1 protein-coding gene (running past one end of the window) is annotated in these 18056 nt (G+C 73.3%); it reads right to left on the bottom strand.

Features of this window, described 5'->3' with window-relative positions; all coding sequences use genetic code 11:
• A protein-coding gene (locus FDO69_RS01590) for a lonely Cys domain-containing protein (protein WP_104777750.1) crosses the window boundary here: on the bottom strand, nucleotides 1–18055 show its 5' portion. 14927 nt of this gene lie to the left of the window's left edge; 18055 of the gene's 32982 nt are visible here — the first part of the coding sequence; it begins with the start codon at nucleotides 18053–18055; the stop codon falls past the left edge of the window.
• Nucleotide 18056: the final 1 nt, after the last annotated feature.

The raw sequence follows: 18056 nt of genomic DNA on the forward strand, positions 1-18056 counted from the left end.
TGGCGCCGGTGGCGCTCACACCCATGTTGACCGTGCCGAGAGGCTGGGTCTTGATCATCGGGAAGCCGCCGATGGCGGTGTCCGTGACGCCGCCGTAGTTGGTGTTCGCGGTGGCGTTCTGGGTGTGCTGCTGCGCGGCTTCCATGTCGCCGCCGTCGGCCACCGCCAGCAGCTGGGCGCCGCCGAGGTCCGGCCGCATGTAGCGGGCGAGGTGGCCGGTCGCGGAGTCCAGGATGGTGTTCTCCGTGAGACCCGCGGTGTGGTAGCCGCTGTCCCCCGTCGCGTCCTCGGCGAACGTGCTGAGCGCCGCGGTGCCGGAGGAGTCCTCCAGCACCTGCGCGGCGCCGGTGCCCTCGGCGGTGAGCGGGGTCAGCCGCGCCCGGCGCAGGGCCTCTGCGAGCGCGTCGCCGGTCAGCTGTCCCGACACGTGGGCGAGCCGGTTGTCGTACGCCTTGGCCAGGGCGAGGAGGCCCGCCGCCTCGACCCCCTCGGCGCCGATGACGGTGCGGACGTCGAAGCCGCTGGGCGGCATCTCGAACGGCGCCTCGCCGGGCTGCCTTTCGGAGCGCCAGGCGCGCACCCGGTCCCACAGCTGGTCGGGCGGGATGCGGTCGGTGGCCGACGTCAGCACGTTCACCGCGGGCGACTCGTCCGCGGGCTCCGGCGGGCCCAACGGGTCCGGTTCGGCGCCGGGTCGGCCGCCGTCGGCGGGGTCGGGGCGCAGCAGGCTGAGCGGGATGATGTCCTTCAGCGTGCCGACGTCCTGCTCGTGGGAGATCCGGGAGGTGGCCGGGTCGCGGGGCGTGTCACCGCGCATGCGGCCGATCTCCAGGGTGAGTTGGAGCCGGTAGCGGGTGGTGAACTGGGCGTGCGGTCCCTTGGTGGTCGTCTTTCGCGGCCGGGTGAGGGTGATGCCCGAGGAGCCGGAGAGGACCTGGCGGTTGGAGCCGGTCTCGGTGAGGGACGGGCCCGCCGCCGGGACGTCGGGGTCGCCGGTGCGTACGGCCTCGGTGACGGTCGTGCCCGCGTCGGAGCCGCGGCCCTGCTCGAACGCGCGGGTGCGGGTCTCCACCGCCGTACGGGACTCCCCCACCTCGGAGCCGGGCCACAGCCGGTCGAAGTCCTGCCCGTCCTCGACCGGGATGAGCCGGACCCGGACCCGTACGTCCCGCTTGCCGACCCGGAGGCTCTTCCAGTCGGAGGTGGTCCTGGCGGGGAGCGAGGAGCCGGTTCCGGTCATCTCCTGGCGCAGTGCGCGCGCGACGCGGCCCGACACCAGCCGGCGGACCGCCTCGCGGCTGACGCCGTCGAGGTCGCGGCCGAGGCCGTCCAGCTTCTGGTCGAAGGCGGTCAGGGCCTCGGTGACGTTCAGGGAGTTGACGGGGTACTGGCCGAACGGGTGGCGGCGCAGCCAGCCGGGCAGGGACCACGTCCGGTTCGTGTACAGCGGTCCGGTGCCGAGGTCGTCGCCGGGGATCAGGCGCATCTCCGCGGCGGTCCGCTCGGGGATGTGGCCGAGCCAGCCGCCCTTGATCCGCTGCCACCGGCCGGCCCGGTGGCGCCCCTTCTGCAGCATGAGGAGCCGGCCGGCCGGCTTCAGCAGACCGATGGAGCGCACGTCGGCCGCGACCTGGTGTTCCGCGTCGCCCGAGGTGAGCACCTGGTGGTCGGAGGTGCTCCAGGAGGTGTCGGTGGTGACGGTCCGGGTGACGGTCTCGGTCTCGCTCCCCAGGCGTACCCACGGGCGCCAGAACCCCCCGTAGCCGCCGCTGACGCCGGGCCCCGCGGACTGGGACTGGCCGTAGACGACGCTGCCGCCGACGGCGTGGGTCGCGGACCTGGCCTGGGTGCCGCTCATCGCGGTGCTGGCGCCGACCGTCACGGAGGACTTCACCGGCTCGGGCCGTCCCAGGGCGCGCAGCCCGGTGACCCGGATCCGGTGGACGACGGTCGCCAGCCAGTCCAGGTAGGGGCCCTTGCTGAACAGGCCCGTGGCGCGCAGCCCCAGCTGTGTCGCGATCTGGTCGAAGTCGGCCGTCAGAAGCTGGGGTTGGTGTGCGCGGACCACGGCGTCGTGCGCGGGCACCCCCTCGTACGTGAGGTGCCACTGCCCCTGGGCCGCTTCGTCCAGGACGTCGTCCACGATCCCCTCGCCGTGCGGCGGCGCCAGGACGGAGACGGTCTGGTGCGGCTGCCCGTCCAGCGGGCCCGGGTCGTGGGGCTGGACGGGGGCGGTGGGCGTGCGGTCCACCAGGGCCCTGGTCTCGGGGTCGGACAGCCGGCCCTGGGTGATCCGGCCGGGGCCCCGGTAGGGGTTGTCCGCGCCCTCGGCGTGCGGGTCGGTGTCCGGGCTGTGCTCGGCGGGGACGGCGAGGAGCACCTTGGCGCGCAGGGCGGGGAGCGGGTTGCCCTCGTCGTCCGTGAGGCCGGCGCGCGGGGTGCGGAAGACGAACAGCTGGGTGCCCAGCAGGCCGAGCGAGGTGATGCCGCGCAGCAGGCTGCGGAACCGCCAGTAGCCGCCGGTGCTCACCGTGATGGCCAGGTCGTAGCTGTAGAGGTGCGCGGGTTCGGCGGTGTCCGCCGACGGTTCGGCAGACGCGGTGGAGCCGTAGGGGGTCTCCGCGCGCTGCTGCCAGTTCCCCCGGTAGCCGAGCTGTCCGGTGACGGAGTGCGCGGGGGCGCCGTACCGGTCGGTGGCGCCTCTGTCCATGGACGAGAACAGGGCCTCGAACGTGGCCTCCGTGGCCTGTGTTCCGTACCGTCCGCCGTCGGCGTTGGTGACGCCGGGGGTGCTGTACGACAGCAGGTTGTCGGTGGTGCCCTCGAAGGTGCGGCCGGTCATTCTGGCGCCGAGCCAGATGTAGCGGTGGCCGCGGGTGAACCGTCCCGGGTCCTGGAGGGGGACGCGCAGACCGGTGGTGCGCATCGTCTCCAGGTTCCCGGCCGAGGCGTGGTGGGACAGCGCGTTGTACACCGTCAGAAGGTTGTGCAGCGCCATCTGGTAGTGCGCGTGGTTGCGCCACCTGGAGTCGGCGGGGTCGCCGAAGTCCTCGATCGGGGCGATCATCCCGGGGTACTCGCGGGCGAGCGCCTCCACCACCTGATGGGTGACCGTGGCCAGCCGGGTGCCCGCGGGGCTGTCACCCTGCTCGGGGGTGCCGAGATACCGGCCGTCGGCGTACAGGAACTGCACCACCCGGCTCATGCCGAGGGTCGGCGGGTCGTCCTCGGTCAGATAGGCGGGGGCGTACGGTTCCGTGCCCTTGCCGCCGCGCTTGGCGAGGGTGGTGCCGTCGTCCAGGCCGGCCAGGCGGCGCGCCTCCCGGTGCGTCATCCGGTCCAGGCTCCAGGTGCGGAACGCGGTCGGCTCGGCGTCCCCGGTCCTGCGCACGTACACGGTCTTCTCGACCCGGTACAGGGCGGTGCCGGTCGCGCTCTTGCCGGTGGACTTGACGGCGCCGGATCCGCCGACCGTCGCGTACCGGCCGCGGGTGTGTCCCAGGCGCCCGCCCGGGCCGAACTGGAAGCGCAGCCTGACCTTCTCGAAGAACCCGTCGAGCAGGCCCAGCGTCAGGTCCGAGGTGTTGAACGTCGGCCCCAGGACGCCGAAGAACTCCAGGGCGTGGGTCCTGGTGTGCTTGCGGGTGTTCTGCACCGTCAGCTGTCCGGTCTGGGCCAGCTTGGCCTTGTCGCTCTCCGAGGCCAGGACGGCCTCCCCCGGCTCGACCCGGTCGATGACGAACGCGCCCAGCGGGGTGTGCTTCTTGTCGTCGGCGAACAGCGGTTTGCCCGGCACCATGGACCGGGAGAGCCGGTCGGCCAGCTGGTGGAAGTTGCCGGAGGAGAAGAACGCGGCCAGTTCGTCGTGGGCGGTGCTGCCCGGTTCGGCGCCGACCCGGTCCACCGCCCAGTCCAGGATCTCCTGTACGGGCCCGAAGTCCTCGGTGGTGACGTGCCGGTAGTCGGACTCGGCGTTCAGCCGCATCCGTTGCGGGATGCGGACCGCGTCGTACGGGGCGGTGAGGCTGTCCGCCAGCCGTAGTCCGAGCCCGTCGCGCAGGGGCACGCCGGAGTCGAGGTCCGGGGCGCCGGCCCTTTCGGGCCTGGCGCGCCACCGGGTGCCGAGGACGCCCTTCCTGGCGGGGCGCGGGGCCCGGGTGTCGGTGACGTGTACCTCGTAGTACACGTCGTCGATGTGGACGTGTGAGTGGTCGTCGGCCTTGCTCTCCCCCTGGCTGGTCACCTCGTCCTGGAGGGTGTAGGCGGTGTCCCGGGAGCGGGCGAGCCGCGTCCCCAGCCGGCCGAAGGCGGCGAAGCCGCCCGGCAGCGGGCCGATCGGTACGGCCGGGCCGACCTGCTGGGTGGTGCTGAGGGACTTGCTGCCGCCGACGGTGGTCTTGGCCCGGTACTGGTTGTCGATCTTGGTCGGCCCGGTGCTGTCGGCGAACCGCTCCCAGGCGCCGTAGTTGCGGATCCGTACGCGCAGCTTGCGCAGCCGCCCGGACTCGGCGCGGTAGATGAACTCCCGGCCGTCCCCGGCGAAGGTGCGCGGCTGTTCCCGCATGGCCCGCTCCAGCCGGTGCTGCACGCCCACGTCGATGTCGCTGGAGCGTGCCGGGTTGCGCGGTGCCGGGCTGTCGGCGGGCTCGGCGGGCCGGGTCTCCTCGTCCTCGCCGTGCAGCAGGTCGGCGATGGCCCGCGCGGCGGTGCCGGGGCTCCGCAGGTAGGGGTGGCCCTGGCCGAAGGCGAACAGGGCGGCCTCGGCCCCTTCCGGCGTGCCGTCGGTGGAGAACGGCAGCAGGCCGTCGACGTATGCGGGCATGCGGCTGTCGTCGGCGAAGTTGCTGGCCCGCTGGACGACCGGAGGGGGCAGCAGGTCGCGGTCCACTCGCGGCGGGCGGCGGTCCGTCAGCTCGTTGTCGATCTCCGCCCCGGGGAACGGGGGCGTGGGCTGCAGGACATGGGCCAGCGTCCGCCCCGGCCGCGGGCTGGAGGAGGGGGAGGGCTCGCGGGTCTCGTCACCGCTGGGGCCGCGAGGGGAGGCCGGGTCGGGCGGATCCGCGGGAGAGGACCCGGCGGCGGTGTCGGGGCCCCCGAAGAACCCGAAGGTGCCGGCCCGCCGCAGGGGCTTCCGCCATCCCGTGTCCCGGGACGCCTTGGCATGCGACGGGCCCGGGGCGGCGGGGAGGGTCAGCGTGTTACGGACGGCGGGGGCGGGCGCCGGCATCGTCGCGGAGCGGCGTGCGGTGGCCGAAAGTCCCGGGACGGTCGACTTGTGGGGCGAGTGCGTGTCGAGGAACAGCTGGGGCGGGCGGGCGGTGGAGGGCCCGTACTCGGTGACCGTACGGGGGACCGGGGTGGAGACCGCAGGGGTGGGCGGCGAGGTCACTTCCGGGGCGGCCGCGGCGGAGGACGGCGCCGTGAGCGTGCCGGGCAGCGGCAGGCGCTCCGGGCCGCGGGGCGTGTCCACGAGCGTCAGGTGGCCGGATTCGGCGAGGGGCACCGGGTCGACGGGCCGGCCGTCGGGGCCGAACTCGATCGACAGGAAGGTGTGGCCCTCGTACAGGAAGCGGTCGCTCACCCGCCCGTACTGGAAGTCGACCCAGTCGATGCGGCCCTGGTGGTTGAAGGCGTTGACCGAGTGGACTCTGCCGTCCGGCCGCTGGAAGCGGACGATCGCCGCCGAGCCGTGCCGGTTCGCGTCGTCTCGGCCTCGGCCGAGCCACCACTCGATGGTGCGGACGGCGTTCGCGGTGGCCGTACGGGCGCTGGTGCCCGGCTTCTCCTCGTGGATCCGCCACCCGGTGTTCAACCAGCGCGCGGTCCGCTCCATGCTGTCCCGCTCGACCTCAAGCCCGCGCCCGCTGCCCCGCCTCACGGCCTGGACGGGCGCGGCCGCGGTGGGCCGGCCGAACCAGGACAGCAGCCCCGAGCGCGTCACGTCGAGGCAGTTGAGCTGGCGCGCGGGGTCGCCCCAGCCGGCGTTGACGTGCCGCACCCACGGTGCGCCACCGGCGCCGGTGAACAGGGAGTTGCGGGGGATCACGAGATTCAGCCTGCGGACGGGCCCGGCCCACTCGAAGTGGGCGCCGCGCGGGTCGGGGAAGCGCTGGTACGAGCCGTCGGGATCGACCGGGAAGACGTCGCGCAGCCGCTGCTCGTCGGCCTCCGACGGCCGGTCAAGACCGCCCGACTCCTGGTCGTACGGGCGGATCTGCCGCAGGCTGTCCCGCGACAGGGCGGGGCCGTAGGTGGCCACGTGGCGCGGGCCGCCACGGCGGTCGTCGAATGCGAGTGTCAGCTTGTCACGGCCGGTGCCGACAGCGGACGGGCCACTGTGGTACTCGATGGTGAAGTTGGCGGCGGTGATGCGGTATCCCGGCGAACCGGCCTGGAGCCGCTTCAGCTCCGTGTCCAGATGTTCCCGGAACAACGCCGCGACCGCCTCGGCACGCGCCTCCCCGTTCCCGCCGTGGCCGCGGTCACCCCCCTCAATGGTGATCTTGAGTATCGGCAGCCGCAGTTGATGATCGGCGTTCCACACCCCGATCCTGGCCGCCACCCTGGCCAGGCTCCTGACGGTGCGGTCCGCGTGGTCGGGCACCTCCGTGGACCCCTCGTCGAAGGTGATGGACGCCGGATCCGCATGGTGGCCGCGGAGTACGACGGCGGTGAGCGGGTTGGCCACCTTCGAGGGGGCCTCGCTCAGCAGGTCCGCGTTGACGTCGTGCACGGACTGGCCGGGGAGTTGTGCGTACATACGCAGGTACCAGCGGCGCTTGCCGGGGATGACCGGTTCGAACCTCCCGAGCCGGGTCATCGCATCCCTGGTGGCGAGTTCCAGGGCTCGCTCCGCACGCGCGCGCTTGTCGGAGCCCTCGGACGCCGCGCGCAGCTCTTCCTGAGCCTGCCGCGCTCTGATCAGGGCCTGCGTCAGATCGCGGTAGCCGGCCACCTCCGCGAGGTGCTCGTCGATCCCGGCGCCCTGCTGCCGCCCGATCTCCCGGCGCAGCTCCGCCAGCATCTCCTCCAACTCGTCGAGTCCCAGGTTGTCGAGGTTCGCCCGGACTGCGCCGCGTTGCCGGTGCGCCTGCTCCGACGTCCGTGCATGGTTCTCCATGGAGATCTGGTGGGTGCCGTCCTCGCTGGCGAGGACCACGCTCAGGAAGTGGTGCTCGGCATGGCTGCCGTCAGGCTGTTCGCCGGGTTTGGCGTAGTTGTGCTTCAGACCCGACTCGCCGTTCTCTCCAGGCGCGAGGATGGACTGCACCAGGTACCCGTCGCCGACCTCGGCCCAGGCGTACTCGTTGACCCCGATACGGCGGGCCGCGTCCGACAGGGCGTTCCGCCGCGGGTCCCCGGGTTCGGCAAGGCTCAGCGCACTGCCGTACGCCCGGCCGGGCAGCGGGCCACCAGGCCCTCCGCTCGTCCGGTCGTCCCGGCGCAGCACGTCGGCCGCCCACTCCGGACGTACCGCGTCCGGCGGGGTCTCGCCGTCCGCCACCCGTGCCAGGGCTTCGGCGAGGGGGTGGGTCCCGGTGACCTCCGAGTAGTTGGCGCTGACCGGCGCGGTGATCACCTCGCCGCTCTGGCGGTCGCGGAGGGCCAGGTGCGACGTGCGGTTACCGTCGGACACCACGTCGGCGAACTCCCGGCTCGCCTCACCGGGGTCCAGTCTGCCCTTCGCCAACACGGGGGTGACCCGGAACAGTTGCCTGCTGCTTCCGTCGGGGGTGGGGAGGATGATGCTCAGGTCCTCGTCGGTCTCCAGCCGCACCCCGCCGCCCGCGCGCGCCAGCTTGACCGAGGAGCGGGCGACGGCCTCGGCCGTGGCGAAGACCTGCTGTCCCTGCGCGCCGTCCTCCACGGCGAGCGTACGGTCGGCGGAGATCCGCAGGGCGGGCCGGTCGGTGGCCAATATCTCGGCGTAGTCCTGCACCGGCATCGTGAACTCCGGGGCGTCCGCCCTCACGTCGAACGCGCGGGGCGAACGCCGGTCGTACCGCGTGTCCCCGGGCCTGCGGAACAGCACGCCGTCGCCGCGGTCGTCCACGACGGTGTAGTCCCTGGTCGTCAGGGGCCTGGGCCGGCGCGCGTCGGCCCAGGCGCGGGGAGCGGAGTCGTCGGGGGAAGCGGGGTCGTCGGTGCCGCTGTCGCCTCCGTACAGGTCCAACAGGCCATCGATATCCGCTTCGCTGTTCCTGCCGCCGTCGTCGCTGCCGCCGTCGTCGCTGCCGCCGTCGTCGCTGCCGCCGCCGTCGCTGTCGCTGTAGTGGCTGCCGCTGTCGTCGCTGTCGCGGTCGCTGTCCAGCGCGTCCAAGTCCGCCCGGAACGACGCGAGGTCATCCCATCTGCCCAGCCGGTCCGGACCTGCGACGAGGGCCAGCGCGCCGAGGCGGCGCAGGTGCCCGCCGGTGACCTCGCCGTCGGAGCCGAGGCCCAGGACCCGCCCGGCCAGGCCGTGGATCCTGCCGACCGCGTGCTGGAGCTGGACCGGGCCCTCCGCGCTCGCCAGCGCGAGCCGCCGCAGCGCCCGCGCCGTGTCGCGGAGCGTGCCGGGCTCACGGGCGTCCCTGACCTCGGGCCCGAAGAACAGCTCCACCCAGCGGTCGTCGTCGATTCCGGCGACGCTCTCGACATCCGGCGCCGGGGCGGAAGGCAAGCCGGAAGGCAGCGCGGTGAGGGCCGCTTCACTGGTCAGCAGGTCCGGGGGAACGGCGAGGGCCAGCGAGCCGAGGCGGCGGAGGTGATCGACCCGCACCTCGCTGTCGGAGCCGAGGTCCAGCACCCGCCGGGCCAGGCCGTGGAGATCGCCGAGCGGGTCCGGGGACGAGCCCGGCCGCCCCGCGCCCGCCAGGGCGAGCCGCCGCAGCGCCCGCGCCGTGGCCATGAGCGTGTCGAGCGGGTGGCGGCCGAGAGCGCCGGCCTCGAAGAACTGGTGCAGCGACCACAGGTCCTCGATGTCCTCGCCCGGGGCGGGGGGCGCGGCCAGTGCGACGCCCCCCTCGCTGGACGTGTCGCTGGACATGTCGGTGTCGCTGGTACCGGGGTCCATGTCCGGCGCCGGCGGGGCCAGGGCGTGCGGCTGCGGCCGGTACACCCCCTCCACGTGGTCCCAGAAGCCGCGGAAGCCCTCCCACAGCCGCTCTTCCCGCGTGTACTCCACCGGGTTCGCCGGACCCGGATCCTGCGGATCCCGGCCGAACAGCCGCTCCAGAATCGGCAGCAGCATCGGCTCGTGCTCCCGCGCCCAGGCCGCCCCGTTGTTCCGCGGCCGCCTGGTGTACGGGTCCCGCCCCGCGTTCACCCCGAGGTACGCGTTCGCCGCCTGCGCGAAATACTCGAACTCGTCCGTCGAGGAATAGTTGTCGGCCGGGTTGCCGTACAGGTCCCGCCGAATCCCGTCCGGCCACTCCACATCGAGTGGATCGACACCCGGCGGCGGGTACTTCTTGGCCCGGTACGCCACCCCGATGACCCTCCGGTCGGAGTCATCAAGCGCGAAGTGGTGGATCGCGTGCGCAACCTCGTGATCGAGGGTGGAGTAACCGTCCTGCTGACTGAGCGCACGCGGCACGCTCGTGGCCTCACCCACGAGGTTCTCCTCCGGTACCGCCACATCACGATTGGTCCCGACGCCCCGTACGGTGTCCCAGACACGCCGGTCGTTCGGGCCGACCGGCCGCCCCGCGAGATGCCGGAACGGGTCCAGCGCGGTCATCGCCACGTCCTTGGGGACCGCCACGATGTGCACGTCACTCTTCAGCAGCGCGGCCGCCGTCCCCGGATTGACCAGCATGCGCGCGATGCGCTTCCGCGCCAGGTCCTCGACCGTCTCCGGCCGGAACGGCCACACCGGCCGGTCCATCCCCGGCTCCACCACCAACATCAACCGGGCCGCCGCCTCGGCGAACTCCGCGGCGGGCAGGCCCCGCCGCAACGCGTCCACCAGCACCGGATCAGCCATCACCCGCTGCCGCTCATCAGGCGGCAGCGACGACAGCGCCCGGGACCGGTCCTCCGCCTCCATCCCCAGCAGACGCGACCCGAACTCCCCCACCGGACCGGCCGACACCCCGCCGTGCACCACCGCGTGCGACAGGCCCCGGCCCGCGGCACCGGGCAGGGGCAGCCCCTGCGGACCCGTAGCCGCCGAACCCTGCGCCGGCGGGCCCGTAGCCGCCGAACCCTGCGCCGACGGGCCCGTAGCCGCCGAACCCTGCGCCGGCGGAGCCGCGTTCGCCGACTGCTCCGCGTGCTCCGCCGCCCGATACGCCTCCAGCAACCGGGCCAGCAGGTTCGGGCTCAGCGTCGGGTCCCAGCCCATCTGCGCGGCGTAGCCCGCCGCGACCCGCTCCAGCTCCGCCCACGTCAACGGCCCCTCGCCGCGCGCCAGCGCCCGCCGCTCGTACGCCCCGAAGCCCAGGAGCAGCCGCTGGAACTCCGCGGCCTGTGCGGGACTGGTGTCGATGTCGGAGCCGTACACCTCCCGCAGCGCCCGCACCCACCGCCGTACCCGTTCCTCCCGGTCCGGCACGTCCCCCGGCAGCCCCGCCACGTCCGCCCCCATCGACAGCGCGGACTGTTCGCCGGAGGAACCACCGGACGTGCCGCGGGGCCTGGAGGTCCCGGGTCTGACCGGCGTGTGGGCATCGCGCTCCCCGTCACGCCCCGGGGACGACGTGGCAGACACCGCGTCCGGCGACGAGGACCCGGCGGAACCGGTGCGCCCGACGGTGGCGGGCCGCGGCGTGGGATTGCGCCAGTGCCCCGCGTCCCGGTCTGCGTGGACGTGCGACGGGCCCCGATCGGCGGGAAGGGAGCCGGTGTTGCGGGGGCCGGGGACCCGTCCGGGGCGGCGTGCGGTGGCCGGAAGTCCCGCGACGGCCGACATGTGGGGCGACGGCGTGGCGAGGAACAGCTCGGACGCCCGGGGCGGCCGGCCGGTGGGGCGCCCGGACCCCTCGGCGGCGGGCGGGGTGACCGGCGACGTGAGCGTGCCCGGCAGCGGCAGGCTCTCCATGCGCGCTGTTGTCGGGCCGCCGAGCCGGGAGAATCGAGGCACCGGATCGATGGGCCGGCTGTCCGGGCCCAGCTCGATCGACATGAAGTAGCTGCCCTCGTAGAGGGGGCGGTCGCTGACGCGCCCGCACTGCGCGTCGATCCAGTAGACGCGGCCTTGGTAGTTGACGGCGTTGACGGCGTGGGCGGTCCCGTTCAGCCGCTTGAAGGCGACGATCGCCACCGAGCCGTGCCGGCCGGTGTCGCCTTGGCCGAGCTTCCGCTCGATGAGGGGGGCGACGTCCGCGATGCCCAAGCGGTCGTCGGCGGACGGGTTCATGTCGTAGGCCCGCCAGCCGGTGCCCAGCCAGCGCGCGGTCCTGGGCATGCTGTCCTGCTCGACCTCCAGCCTGCCGTTCGGCCCCGCGGCCCGGACGGGCGCGGCCACGACGGGCCGGCCGAACCAGGACACCAGGAACGAGCGTGTCACGTCGACGAAGTTGCGCTCGCGTGCCGGGTCGCCGATCCCCCTGCCGTTGAGGTGCCGCACCCACGAAGCGACACCGGCGTCGGTGTACAGGGCGTTGCCGGGCCGCCTGCTTTGCAGTTCACGGGCCAGCGCAGCCAGCCCGAAAGTGGCGCTGCGCGGGTCGGGGAAGCGCCGGTACGCGCCGTCGCGGTCGACCGGGAAGACCTCGCGCAGCCGCTGCTCGTCGTCCGGTGACGGCCGGTCCAGCCCGCCCGGCTCCTGGTCGTACGGGCGGATCGCCCGCAAGCCGTCCGGCGACAGGCCGGCGCCGCGGGTGGCCACGTGGCGCGGGCCACCGCGGCGGTCGTCGAGCGCGAGGGTCAGCGTGTCACGGCCGGTACCGGCTGCGGACGGGCCGCCTCGGTACTCGACGGTGAAGTTGTCGGCGGTGATGTGCTGTCCCGGGGACCCGGCCTGGAGCCGCCGCAACTCCGTGTCCAGATGGCCCCGGTACAGCGCCTCGGCCGCCTCGGCGCGCGCCTGCCCGATCCTGCCCTGGCCGCGGCCGCCCCCCTCGATGCCGAGTTTCGGCAGCCGCAGCCGGTGATCGGCGTTCCACACCCCGGCCCTGGCCGCCACCCTGGCCAGGCTCCTGACGGCGTTGTTCACGTCGGCGGGCGGCTCACTGCTCCCCTCGGCGAAGGTGATGGGCACCCCGGCCGCCTGGTGGCCCGCCCGGTGGCCGCGGAGCACGACGGCGGTGAGCGGGTTGGCCTCCGCCGAGGTCTCCTCGCCCCGCAGGCCCGCGTTGACGTCGTGCGCGGACTCGCCGGGACGCTGCGAGTACATCCGCATGTACCACTGATGCCGGCCCGGGATGACGGGCTCGACCTGCTCGATCCGGGACACCGCCGCCTTGGTGGCACCTTCCAGCACCCGCTCCGCACGCGCGTGCTCCTCCGAGCCCTCGGGCGCCGCCCGCATCTCCCGCCGGGCCTGCTGCGCCCTGATCAGCGCCAGCGCCAGCTCACGATAGCCGCGCACCTCCGCGAGGTGCTCGTCGGTCCCGGCCTGCTCCTGTCGCACGATCTCCCGGTGCAGCTTCGCCTCGAACTCCCGCAGCGTGCCAAGATCCAGGTTCTCGAGGTTCGCCAGGACGGCCTTGCGGCGCCGGGCCTCCCCTAGCCGCTCCCGGGCGTGGTTCTCCAGGGAGATCTGGTGGGTGCCGTCCTCGCTCGCGAGGATCACGCTCACGAAGTGGTAACCGTAATAGGCGCCGCGGGCCGGGCGGTCCGGATTGGCGTAGTCGTGCTCGAGGCTGGGCTGGCCGTGCACTCCGGGGGCGGCGATGGACTGCACCACATAGCCGTCGCCGACGTCAGCCCAGGCGTACTCGTTGATCCCGATGCGGCGGGCGGCCCCCGACAGGGCGTCCCGCCGCGGGTCCTCGGGTGCGGCGAGGCTCAGCGCGCTGCCGTACGGCCGGCCGGGCAGGGGTCCGCCGTACCCGCCTGTCGGCCTGTCGTCGCGGCGCAGCAGGGAGGCCGCCCACTGGGGGCTCACCGCGTCCAGCGAGGTCCGGCCGTCCGCCACCCCGGCCAGGGCTTCGGCGAGGTAGTGGGTCCCGGTGACCTCCGTGCCGTCGGAGGCGTTGACGGGCGCGGTGATCACCTCGCCGCTCCGAGGATCGGAGAGGACCAGGTGCGAGGTGGCGGCATCGCCGGACAGCAGGTCGGCGAAGTCCCGGCACTCCTCCGCGGTGGACGCTCCCGAGCGGGTCGGGAACACGGGGGTGACCCGGAACAGCTGCCGGCTCCCCCCGCCGGGGGTGGGCAGGATGATGCTCAGACTCTCGTCGGCCTCCAGCCGCAGCGCGCTGCCCGCGCGCGCCAGCTTGACCGACGCGTCCGCGACTGCCTGGGCCGTCGCGTAGACCTGCTGCCCCTGGACGCCGTTCTCCACGGCGAGCGTACGGTCCTGGGAGACCTGGAGACTCGGCCGGTCGACGGTGCTCACATCGGCGTAGTCCTGCGCCGACACCGCGAACTCCGGGGAGCCCTGCCCGCCCTCGAACGGGCGGGGCGAGCGCCAGACCCCCCGCGTCCCCATGGGCCTGCGGAACAGCACACCGTCGCCGCGGTCGTCCACGATGCCGTAGTGCGCCGTCGTCAGCGGCTTGGCCCGGCGCCCGTCGCTCCCGTCTCTCCCGTCGCCGGAAAGGGAGTCCTCGGTGTCGCTGTCGCCTCCGTACAGGTCCAGCAGGTCATCGATATCCGCCCACCCCGGCCGCACGGAGGCCCACTGCGTGCCGGCGCCTCCGCGAACGGGCCCCAGCACGATGTGGTCGCTGCCGGTCCGCCCGTCCGTGACCTGGCGGGGGCTCGCCGGTGAGTACCAGGTGCGCGCCCCGGTCAGGTCGGCGATGTCCTGTGCCAGGGCCGGCATATCGCCGTGGGAGAAGACCAGAACGATGTCGGCGTCGGCGGGCCGTTCCGGGTCGCGGGTTATGTAGTTGGCGATCTTCCCGGGGTCCGATATCGCGAACGTGCCCCGTGGCGTGACCACACGGAGCGAGTCCCCGGTGCCCTGGACGAGGATCGCGTACGGCTTCGACCACGGCGCGGACCAGGTGCTCAACTGGCTGTCGGGGTGCTCCACCAGGTACGTGGACAGCGAGGGCGCCGCGCCGGTGCCGGTGCCGGTCCAGTCCCGCGCGATGCCGCGACCCTCCTGGTCCCGCCGCAGGGTCTCCTCGCCCAGCGCGGCGTCCAGGTTCGTCCGGAACGACGCGAGGTCCGCCTCGTCGGCCAGTTGGTCCGGGGAGGCGGCGAGGGCCAGCGAGCCGAGGCGGTGCAGGTGCTCGCCGGTGACCTCACCGTCGGCGCCGAGGCCCAGGACCCGCCGGGCCAGGCGGTGGATGCTGTCGACGGTGTCCAGGAGCATGACCGGCCGCTCCATGCCCACCAGGGCGAGCCGCCGCAGCGCCTGAGCCGTGCCGAGGAGGGTGTCGGACGCATGGGCGTCCATGTCGGCGGGCCCGAAGAACAGCTCCAGCCAGTCCTCGTCCTCGACTCCGGCGACGCTCTCGACGTCCGGCACCGGGACGGGGGGCGGCACTCGCGACGGCCCCTGCCCCGGAGCAGGCGGCGCGGGCAACGGCCTCCCTGCCGGACCCGCGTCACCGGTCACCGCCTGCCGCGGGGCCGGGCGGTCGGCGGGGCCGGACTCGATGGGCACCGACGACACCGGTGCCGGGGGCGGCGTCCCCGTGGTGGAGATGGTGGGGACGCGGGGCGCGGGCGGCGGCGGGGCGAGTGGGTCGGCGGACGCCGTGGGGGCGCCGCCGCGCACGCGGTGCCGCAGGCCGAGACCCGCGCGGAGGGTGTCGGCCAGGGCGATGCCCGACGGCGCGGCGGGCCCATGCGTCAGCAGATACTCGGCGACCTGGCGCACCGCGTCGCGGAACTCGCTCCCGGCGTGCCGCGAGTCCGCGAGCACCTGGTGCAACTCCAGCGGCAGCACCAGGGAGACGGCCTCGTCCCAGGCGCGGCCGGCGGCCAGCCGCTCGGGTCCGTCCGGCGCCCCGGGTATCCCGTCGGCGAAGTCCGCGTACGCCGACTGCCAGATGCGCCGGGAGGCGTTGGCCGCGGTCTCGTCGAGCGGGGCGGACCAGGGGTCGGGCCGCACCATCTGGACCTTGACATGATCCGTCGGCTCCAGGTCGAGGTCGCGCACCGGGAACCGGTCCATGCCGAGGGCTTCGGCGGTCTGCCGCCCGGGGCCCGGCATGACACCCGCGTTGTCCAGGTCGGCGGTGGTGACGTGGTCGTCCGGGTCGAGGAGCGGCGGGTTCTCCGGCAGGTCGTCCGGGATGACCCGCTGGGCGATCCACTGGCGCTGCGCGTCGTCGCGGTGGACGTCGGGCACCTGCCCCGGGCGCGACCTCGCGTCCCCTTCGGCGCCCTCCCGCCCCGGGGTGTACGGGTCGCCGTGGTGGCCGTGCGGGTCGATGCCCAGCCCCCGCAGCCGCGCCGCCGCGTCCAGCATCCGCCCCCGCGCCTGCTCGGCCCGGTGCCCGGCGTCCTGGTGCGCGGCGGCGTCGGAGCTGGTGCCGACCCCGGTCTCCAGCCGCTCGCCGATGGAGTCCGCGTGCTTCGCGTCGTTGATGAAGGATTCCCGCGCGTCCTCGTACTCCTGCCGGGCGCGGTCGATCTCCCCCTGGCCCGGGGACGCCGGGGTGTCGGCGGGTGCCTTTCCCCGGTCAGCGGGATCCGTGTCGGGCCTGGTGTCGGTGTCGGACTGTGTGTCGGTGTCCGCGTCGAGGGCGGAGTGGGCAGACGGGCCGCCGAACGTCTCCGTGTCCGGGCGCGGTTGCTGCTCCTGCTGGTGCTCGGCTCGGGGCACTTGACCCGGCTGTTGCCCCTGCCCCGGCTGGGGGGTGCCGGAGGAGTGCCCGCCGCTGTGGGAGACGGGGGGCGGGGCCGTGCCCGCGTTCCGGCCCGCGGAGGTGTTCTGGTCTGCGGGAGTGTTCTCGCCGCTGTCGCTGTTCTCGCCGTTCTGGTCGGGGGTCCCGTCGAACTCCGTGTCCGGGTTCGAGACGGTGGGGGTGTGCACCGCCGGTGGTGCCGGGACGCTCGACGCGTTCGGGAGGCCCGAGGTGCCCGGCAGGCTCGGCGAGTTCGGCAGGCCGGAGGCGCCTGGGAGACCCGACGTGCCGGGCGGACCCGAAGTGCCCGGCAGACCCGGTACGTTCGGCAGACCCGGCGCGTTCGGCAGACCCGAAGTGCCCGGCAGATCCGGCGAGTTCGGCAGGGTCGAGGTGTTCGGGAGATCCGGCGAGTTCGGCAGGGTCGAGGTGTTCGGGAGATCCGGCGAGTTCGGCAGGGTCGAGGTGTTCGGGAGATCCGGGGTGCTCGGGGAGCCCGGTAGGCCGTCGGGGCCCGGCTGGAACGCACCACCCGCCGGGAACTCCTTGTTCCCCTTGAAGCCCTCGACGCCCCCGGGGTTCGTGAGACCGGACCCTGCGGAGCCGGGCAGGTTCGGCGCCGGGTTCTGGATCTGCGGAGTGGTCTGGAACCCCTTGTCGGCCGGGAAGTTCGCGTGGGGCACATACGGCGACGGGGCCGGGACCGTGGCGCCGTCCGAACCCGTGGAGTCGAAGGAACTGGCGGAGTTGATGGACGCGGCGTCATCGAAGACCGAGGGGTCGTACGAGGAGCTGGAGGAGCCGGAGGAGTCCACGGAGTAGGTGTCGGAGTCGCGGCCCCCGGGCGTGAACGAGCTGTTGTCGCTGTACAACGACGTGTTGTCGCCGGGCAGCGGGCCGTTGTCCTCGTACAGCGAGCTGATGCCCTCGTACATCGAGTAGTCGTCCCCGGACGACGTGGTGGGGAGGGAGGACTTCGGGGCGTCCGGGATCGTGCCGGAGCCGGGTCCGGACCCGGAATCCGATCCGGAGTCCGAGCCGGAATCGGAGTGGGCGGCGGCACCGTCGGCGTTCATCTTGTTGATGAAGTCGGTGAAGATGTTCCCGTCGGGGAAAAGCTTGCCGTGCAGCGAGAGGGCGGCGGATCCCAGCGCGTCCCCCGCGGCCATGTCCGCCATGCCGCTGGTGCCGGAGAAGACGAACGTCTCCCACTTGAACCCCCAGTTGCCGCGGAGCGCCCCCTCAACGAGCACCTCGGCGAAGCCCTCGCCCATGCCGCTGGCCATGAATATCGCCGGGTAGTCGTAGGCCGCGTTGCTGATCCGGTCGGGCTTCTTGAAGATGTGGTCAAGATCCGGCGAGTTGATTCCGATGTCCTTGAACCTGCCCTTGAGGTCCGCATCGAACTTGCCGAAGATGTCCTCGTCGAAGTGCTTCTTGAAGAAGTTCGATATGCCCTTCTTGAAGAAGTGCGACGCGCCCAGGAACCCGTGGGTGAGGAAGCCGGCCGCGAAGCCGAAGAAACCGGCCTCCGCGACCTCTTTTCCGAGATTGTTGTTCGGCGGCCTGCGGGCCGGGGGATTGATGGTGAACTGCGCGAGGCCGACCGCGAGCCTCTCGATCATCTCCTGGACCATCTCAAGCAGGCCCGCCCCGACGGGGAAGAAGTTGAGCACGCGCTGGATCGCCAGCAGGATGCCGAGCGCCGCCCGCGACCTCACCAGCGCTTCCATGGACAGCGTCGCCCCGCCGGTGAAGAAGGACAGAGCCGCGAGCGCGGCCAGCTCAAGGAGCATCATCGTGATCTCGGCGATGATCTCCCAGTGCATCTGCTGGATCTTCATCGACTGGGTGCCCCGCTCACTGGGCAGGTCCGTCCGGAGCATCCTGACCAGGTCGTCCACGCCGCCCGATCCGCCGGAGCCGGTCAGTGGCTCCATGGCCTTGGCGAGCGCCTCTCCGACGGGCTTCGGAAACGCGTTGCCTACCTCTCTGAGGGCATCCCCGACACTCTCCTGGAACCCGACCAGCCTGTCGGCGAGATGGGGCCACTGGTCCTGGCTGTCCCAGGCAAGGTTCGCCTTGGCGGCGGGCGGCGCATCGCCGATAAGGCCCAGAATGAGCGCCCGTTCCTCGGGGGTGTAGGTGATCTCCTCCATG

It is taken from the genome of Streptomyces tibetensis, from assembly GCF_007655005.1.
Classification (GTDB): Bacteria; Actinomycetota; Actinomycetes; order Streptomycetales; family Streptomycetaceae; genus Streptomyces; species Streptomyces tibetensis.